7 protein-coding genes are annotated in these 6,405 nt (G+C 71.4%); 1 reads left to right on the top strand and 6 read right to left on the bottom strand.

Translation table 11 applies throughout. From position 1 onward, the window contains the following. From G3573_RS19130 to G3573_RS19105, 6 genes are all read right to left on the bottom strand, one after another. The coding region (locus G3573_RS19130) for a hypothetical protein (RefSeq protein WP_205598368.1) at window positions 1–331 on the bottom strand (331 nt) is incomplete at its 3' end. An 84-nt stretch (window positions 332–415) separates the two neighbouring features. Beyond that, entirely contained in the window at window positions 416–643 is a 228-nt protein-coding gene (locus tag G3573_RS19125; protein ID WP_163263278.1) for a hypothetical protein, read from the bottom strand. A gap of 161 nt (window positions 644–804) precedes the next feature. Next, window positions 805–2,040 carry a hypothetical protein gene (locus tag G3573_RS19120; RefSeq protein WP_163263277.1) on the bottom strand — a complete coding sequence of 412 codons (1,236 nt, stop codon included), beginning with the start codon at window positions 2,038–2,040 and terminating at the stop codon, window positions 805–807. A gap of 22 nt (window positions 2,041–2,062) precedes the next feature. After that, entirely contained in the window at window positions 2,063–4,303 is a 2,241-nt protein-coding gene (locus tag G3573_RS19115; RefSeq protein ID WP_163263276.1) for a polysaccharide biosynthesis tyrosine autokinase, read from the bottom strand. Window positions 4,304–4,359: 56 nt separating this feature from the next. Continuing rightward, window positions 4,360–5,031 carry a polysaccharide biosynthesis/export family protein gene (locus tag G3573_RS19110; protein WP_163263275.1) on the bottom strand — a complete coding sequence of 224 codons (672 nt, stop codon included), beginning with the start codon at window positions 5,029–5,031 and terminating at the stop codon, window positions 4,360–4,362. A gap of 20 nt (window positions 5,032–5,051) precedes the next feature. Then, window positions 5,052–5,849 carry a CpsB/CapC family capsule biosynthesis tyrosine phosphatase gene (locus G3573_RS19105; protein ID WP_163263274.1) on the bottom strand — a complete coding sequence of 266 codons (798 nt, stop codon included), beginning with the start codon at window positions 5,847–5,849 and terminating at the stop codon, window positions 5,052–5,054. Window positions 5,850–6,095: 246 nt separating this feature from the next. On the opposite strand from G3573_RS19105, the gene G3573_RS19100 reads away from it, so the two are divergent. Beyond that, on the top strand, window positions 6,096–6,405 hold a 310-nt coding region (locus G3573_RS19100), incomplete at its 3' end, for a DnaJ domain-containing protein (protein ID WP_163263273.1).

Below are 6,405 nucleotides of genomic sequence, written 5' to 3'. Positions count from 1 at the left end.
CCTCCGGGGCCAGGCTGAACGCAGCCCACGCCGGCGCCGCGCCGGCCAGGTCGGCGACCGCCGCGATCGGCGCGCGCCCGGGCAGCCGGCGCCACAGGTCGAAGGGCAGGGGCAGCAGCTGTAGCAGCGGGACGGCGACGAGGCCGGCCAGCAGCGCCAGAGCGAACTTGTGCTCGCGCCAGGTTCCGGAGCCGATCAGCCGCCAGCCGGCGATCACCAGCAGGGGCGCGGCCGCAAGCTCGACCAGCGCCAGGGGAAGGGCGTTCTCGCGGCTGGCGCCCCCCAAAACGACAGAAAGGGCCAGCAGGACGAACGCCATAACGGCGACCACGTCCTGCCGACCCTCTCGAACTCTGACGATCACACGCGCCTCATCGGCCGATACTGGAGCCGGCCCCGAGGCGGCCGTGGTCGATTACGGGCTGGTCGGGCTGTCGTCTTCGTTGGCGACGACCACGGCGGTCGTGACCGCGGCGGCGATGAAGACCCAGGGGAGCACCGCCGCGGCGGCGTACTCGTTGGCCTCGCCGCTCTTGGCGCCGACCCGGTCGCCGACCCGCACGGTGGCGGTGTTGCCCGCGGCGGCGGCTTGGCCGGCGACGAGCAGCAGGCCCGCCGTCACGGCGAGAACTGACTTGCGCATGAACACACCCCTGAAAAAATACGTTCGAAACAGCCCGCAAGCTTTGCGGTTGGGTCCTTGGTAGCCGCCCGCAAGCCTAGCTGCAAGCGTCGGCAACCTATGTTCGTCGACCTTTACAATGGGTTGATCGCACCCAGGCCGACAAACCGTTGTTCAGCCACCTAATTTTGGGCGACGCCCTTCGCCGGGCGGACTTTCATCCCGTCGTACCAGATCACCAGCGTGGTGCGCCGATCCCCTGGCAGCGGCTTCAGCTCCAGCCACTGGCCGGCGCAGCCCTCGGCCGGAATCTCGAATCGGACGGCCGACACGCGCCAGGGCGTCGGCCCCGCGGCGGCCGGCTGGAGGGCGCGCGCCGCGATGCGGTTGTCCCCGATGCAGCGCACCGTCCAGGCCAGCCGCTCGGCCGGCAGCGGCGTCTCGCCGCGCCAGCGCACCTCCAACTCGTGCGCCCCGGCCGGCAAGGCCATGAACTGGTGGATCAGGCCCGGCGTGGAATAGCCGTCGTACTCGACCCGCAGGGCCGACTGGCCCGCGACCTGGTCGTCCGGCGCGATCTCCACCGAGGCCCCGGCGCCGGTGGCGATCTGCCAGCGGAACGGCGCGGGCCCGGCGCGGTCGTCGAACTCGCCGTCGAAGGGACTGACGGCCGAAGCCGCCGGCGCGAGGCGGCGGCGCAGGTCGGCGGCGGCGGCGAACTGGCCGCCGTTGACCAGGCGGGTCAGGAGGAAGCCCTGCTCCTTGTCGCTCAGCGGCGCGCGGCTGGACTGCAGCATGACCGCCAGGGTCGCGGCGCTCTCCAGGCCCTTCGGAGTCGAGGCGAGGTTCTGCAGGAAGGGCTCGCGCCAGGCGGGCTGGTGGACCAGGCGCTCGGCGATCGGGGCCAGCGCGCGGCGGTCCTCGGCGGCGGCCGTCGAGAGCAGCTTGAAGAAGTGCGGCTGCAGCTCCGGCTTACGGCGCATCAGGGCGTCGGCGTGGGCGAAGGCCGAGGCGAAGTCGCCCTGGCGCAGGCGCCGGTCGACCAGCCAGACGTGGGCGGGCCCGTCGCGCAGGCTCCAGTTGCCGGCCTGGGTCACCAGGTCGTCGGCGTGTTGGTTGTCTCCACGGCGGCCGACGGCGACGCCCAGAACGCGGAGCGCGCGCACGTTCAGCGGCTGGGCGAGCAGGGCCTGACGGGCCAGGGCCTCGGCGGCGGCCGGGCGACCGGCCTCCAGTTCGGCTTCGGCTTTCAGGGCCAGCAGGCGAGGCGAGCCGGGCGCGAGCTTCAGGGCCGCCGCCGCGGGCAGGCGGTCGGCGGCGGCCTGGGCGACGATCTGCCAGGCCATCAGTGCGCCCAGGCCGATCGCCGCCGCGGCGGCCAGGCGCTTGGCCGGTCGGCGTTCAGCAGCCTCGCTCATCGCTCGCTCACCTTGGGCGCGCTCACCCCTGGGCGCGCTTCTTGGTGTCGACGCCGTAGTCGTAGTCGTAGGCGTAGTCGTAGCTGGCGGTCTTGGTGTTGAACTTGGTCAGCACGGCGCCCAGCAGGCGCGCGCGGCCCATGCGCAGGCGGGCCAGCGCGTGGCGCGCCTGACCGCGGCGGGTGCCGCGGGATTCGAGCACGAAGATGGTGCCGCCGACCATCGAGGCCAGCACCGGCGCGTCGGCCAGGCCCAGGATCGGGGGGCCGTCCATGACCACCACGTCGTAGCGGGCCTGGGCTTCTTCCAGGAAGGCGCGCACGCGGCTGCCGGCCAGCAGTTCGGCCGGGTTCGGCGGCAGCGGGCCGCAGGCGACGAAGGACAGGGCCGAGGCGCCGGTCGACTGCACGACCGCGGCCAGGGTGGAGACGCCGGCCAGCACGTTGGACAGGCCCCGGCCGTTGTCGGCGCCCAGGTTGCGGTGCATCGACGGGTTGCGCAGGTCGGCGTCGATCAGCAGCACCCGCTGGCCCAGACGGGCCAGGTTGAGCGCCACCGCCAGCGAGGTGGTCGACTTGCCTTCGCCCGGACGCGTGCTGGTCACCAGCAGCGAGCGGGGAATGCCGTCGGGCGTGGAGAACTGCAGAGCGGTGCGCAGGGAGTAGTACGCCTCGGCGAAGCCCGAACGGATGTCGGCCAGCGCTTCGGGCGGGGTGACGCCCTTCTCGAGCAGCGGGATGCTGCCCAGGATCGGCACGCCCAGCTTCTGCTCCACGTCGTCCGGGGTGCCCAGGGTCTCGTCCAGCGCCTCGATCACGAAGGCGGCCAGCACGCCCAGGCCCAGGCCCAGCACCGCGGCCAGCAGCATGTTGAGCATCAGGTTGGGCTTGGACGGCCCCAGCGGCGGGTCGGCCCGGTCGACCACCGAGATGTTGTTGGTGGTGATGCCGCCGGCGACGCCGATCTCCTTGTAGCGCTGCAGCAGGCCCTCATAGAGGGTACGCGACGTGTCCACCTCGCGCTGGAGGATGTTGTACTGGATGCTGCGGTCGCGCAGGTCCAGCACGTCGGACTTCAGGCCGGCGACCTGCTGCTGCAGCGAGGCCTCCTGGTTCATCGCGATGGTGTACTGGGCCTGGATCGAGGCGCGGATGTTGCCGGCCTCGGCCTGGATCTGACGGTTCACTTCGTCGATCTGCGCCTTCAGCTGGCGCATCTCCGGGAAGTCCGGCTTGAACACGCGCAGCTTCTGCTCGTACTCGGCCGTCAGCCGGGCGCGCTCCTGGCTGAGCTGCTGGACGGTCTGGCTCTGCAGCACCTCCGGCAGGCTCATCAGCGGGGCGCTCTTGGCCTCGCGCCAGCGTTCCTCGGCGCGCACGCGCTCGGTCTTGGCGGCGGCCAGGGCCGAGTTGAGGGCCAGCAGGTTGTTGGTGTCCAGCGACTGGGCGGCGCCGGCGTGGTCGCCGGTCTCGATGATCTGCTGCTGGGCGGCGTAGGCGACCAGCTGGCGCTCGGACTCCTCCAGCTTGGCCTTCACCTGGGCCAGGCGCTGTTCGAGGAATTCACGGGCGTAGGACGAGGACTCGAAGCGGCGGTCCAGGTTGGACTGGATGAAGTTCTCGGCGAAGGCGTTGGCGACGCGCGCGGATAGCTGGGCGTCGGGGCTGTCGAAGGTGACGCTCACCAGGCGCGAGCCGCGCACCGGATTGACGCCCAGATTGGCTTGAACCAGGCGCAGCACCTGCTCGCGGCGGTTGGGCGGCCGCTTGCCGGGCTCGGGCTTGGACGGGGTGACCCCCATCTGCTTCAGGAACTTGTCCGAGCTGGCCAGGCCCAGGCTGTCGATCACGCGCAGGGACAGCGAGCGGCTGCGCAGCAGGCCGTACTGGGTCTGGAAGAACTCTTCGCCGGCGACCATGGAGTCGCGCGGGGAGGTGTCGTCGTCCTCGGTGACCTTCGCCGCCTGTCGGTCGATCTGCAGGGTGGTGGTGGCGGTGTAGACCGGAGTCATCAGCATCGTCGCCGCCGCGCCCAGGGCCAGGCACACGGCGAAGGTCGCGGCGATCACCACACGGTGCTTGACCAGCAGCCGCCAGTACTCGCCGATGTTGAAGGCGCTCGCCCCGCCTTCCTCGGCGACCGGGGTCCACTGCAGCATGGCGCTGGATTCGCGAACGGTCGGCAGGCCGGCGCGGCCGCCGTCGATCGACTGGAACCGCCGCAGGGCGCCGTACTCGCCGTCATTGCTATCGTCGCCGCTCATCTCGCCCTGCCCGTCACCCGTTGTGGGCGCGCCCCGCGCCCGAACTCGTTTCGACCTCAGTACGGCCGGAAGATGCTGAACGCCGGGAGGGCGCCCAGAACCTCACGCCAGGCCCCCTTGAGGCCCGAGCTGTCCACCACGATCACGTCGTCGCCGTAGATCTCCGGATCTTCGGCCTTGCCCTTGCGTATGGCCTTCAGGTCGAACACCGCCGCCTGGCGCTGGCCGTCGATCTGACGGAACACCGCGACCCGCTTGAGATTGGCGTTGCGCGCCGGGCCCTTGGCCATGGCCACCGCCTGCAACAGGGTGGTGCGGCCGCGCAGTTCGAACACGCCGGCCTCGGTCACGGCGCCGTCGACCGTGACCTTCTGGCTGGCGGCTTCGGACACCACTACCGACACCTGCGGATGCTGCAGATAGCTGGCCTCCAGCTTGGCCGCGATCTCGTCGGAGAGTTCGGTCGTGGTCCGGCCCGCGGCCATCACCTGGCCGATCAGCGGCAGCAGGATGCGCCCGCTGGCGTCCACCTGCACACGGTCCAGCGTCAGGTCCTTCACCTGGAAGACGGTGATGTTCAGCTTGTCGAGCGGGCCGATCCGATACTCGCCGCGCGGCGCCGCGTGGACGCCCGGCGCGGTCGTCGCGATCTGCGTCGGATTCTGGGCTTGGGCCGCGCCGGCGCCGAGCAGGGCCGCGGTGATCGCCAGGAGCGCTTTTGAAGCCATGGGGTCAGCCTTTCTCCAGCTCATGCGGCGCGGAACAGCCGGCTGAGCAGGCCGGGACGCTTGGTCGGTTCGCGGCGCACGCCCACGGCCGGCGGGAGGCTGGCCGGCGGGGTGTTGTCCAGCACCGCCAAGGGGCGGGTCATCACCATGTCGGTCGCCGCCTGCTCGCCCAGCCGCTTGGCGACCAGGTCGCGGGCCTCGGCCAGGGCGGGCTTGCGGTTGCGCAGGTTGTGGGCGTCGGTGGCCAGCACGTGCACCAGGCCTTCGTCCAGCATGCGCTCGCCCCAGTACTGGGCGCGCTTGCCGAAGCGGCCGGTCAGCGAGCCGGCGGTGATCTGCATCCAGGCGCCCGCGTGGGCGATGCGGGTCATCACCTCGTAGTGGCTCTCGATCCAGCGCAGCCGCTCGGGGTGGGTGATCAGCGGCTGGTAGCCCGCCGCCATGACGTCGAACACGGCGTCTTCCATGCGCGGCGGCGCGACGTGGTGGGGCGGCTCGAACAGGAAGTAGCGGGAGTCCGCCAGGGTCAGCAGGTGGCCGGAGCGCAGGCCGGAGGCCAGGCCGGGGACCAGGTGCACGTCGGCGCCGGTGGTCAGCTCCAGCGCGATGCCGGCTTCGTCCAGCTCGACCTGCAGCCGGGCCACGCGGGCGCGGATGTCCGGGCCGGTGTTCTCATAATAGCCGGGCATGATGTGCGGGGTGCAGGCGGTGATCTGGATGCCGTCGGCGACAGCCAGACGGGCCATCTCCAGCGAGGTCTCCAGATCCGGAGCCCCGTCGTCGATCCCAGGCAGCAGATGGCAGTGCAGATCGATCATGCGTAAGCCACCACCTCGTTCGACCGCCCCCAGGTCGACGCCCCAGAGACGCCCCAGAATCGAAGACGACGACGTCGCTCGAACGCCGGTTTCTCGCTTGCGCCCCCCTGTGCAGTCAAGCTGGCATTCCAACCGTTCGCGGGCGCTTCTTGCTTAATCGGGCTTTCGTCTATGGTCGCGGCGGGAAGGGGGAATCGGCATGCCGCGAGCGTTCGCGTCAGCTCCGCACGGCCGTGGTCGGACCGCATGAGCGGCTCCGCCGATCCCTACGCCGTTCTCGGCCTGCCGCGGAACGCCGACGCGGCGCAGATCCGCGCCGCCTACCTGGCCCTGGCGCAGCAGCATCATCCCGACCGCCAGGCCGGCGGGGCCGAGGCCTCCGAAGACCGGATCAAGGAGATCAACGCCGCCTTCGCCGTACTGGGCGATCCGCGCAAGCGCGCGGCCTACGACCAGGCGGCGCAGGCGTCCGTGGGCACGGGCGCGGCCCGGCCGGCGGTGCGCCACAGCCCGACCGAGGTCCGGCGGCTGGCCTCGCAGCGGTCCCGAGCGCCAT

The organism is Caulobacter sp. 17J65-9, assembly GCF_010975005.1.
Taxonomy (GTDB): domain Bacteria; phylum Pseudomonadota; class Alphaproteobacteria; order Caulobacterales; family Caulobacteraceae; genus 17J80-11.
This window is presented reverse-complemented; position numbering and strand designations above follow the sequence as displayed.

Coding starts and splice junctions, on each gene's coding strand:
- G3573_RS19125 (WP_163263278.1), bottom strand. CDS start 643: ATGCGCAAGTCAGTTCTCGCCGTGACGGCGGGCCTGCTGCTCGTCGCC.
- G3573_RS19120 (WP_163263277.1), bottom strand. CDS start 2,040: ATGAGCGAGGCTGCTGAACGCCGACCGGCCAAGCGCCTGGCCGCCGCG.
- G3573_RS19115 (WP_163263276.1), bottom strand. CDS start 4,303: ATGAGCGGCGACGATAGCAATGACGGCGAGTACGGCGCCCTGCGGCGG.
- G3573_RS19110 (WP_163263275.1), bottom strand. CDS start 5,031: ATGGCTTCAAAAGCGCTCCTGGCGATCACCGCGGCCCTGCTCGGCGCC.
- G3573_RS19105 (WP_163263274.1), bottom strand. CDS start 5,849: ATGATCGATCTGCACTGCCATCTGCTGCCTGGGATCGACGACGGGGCT.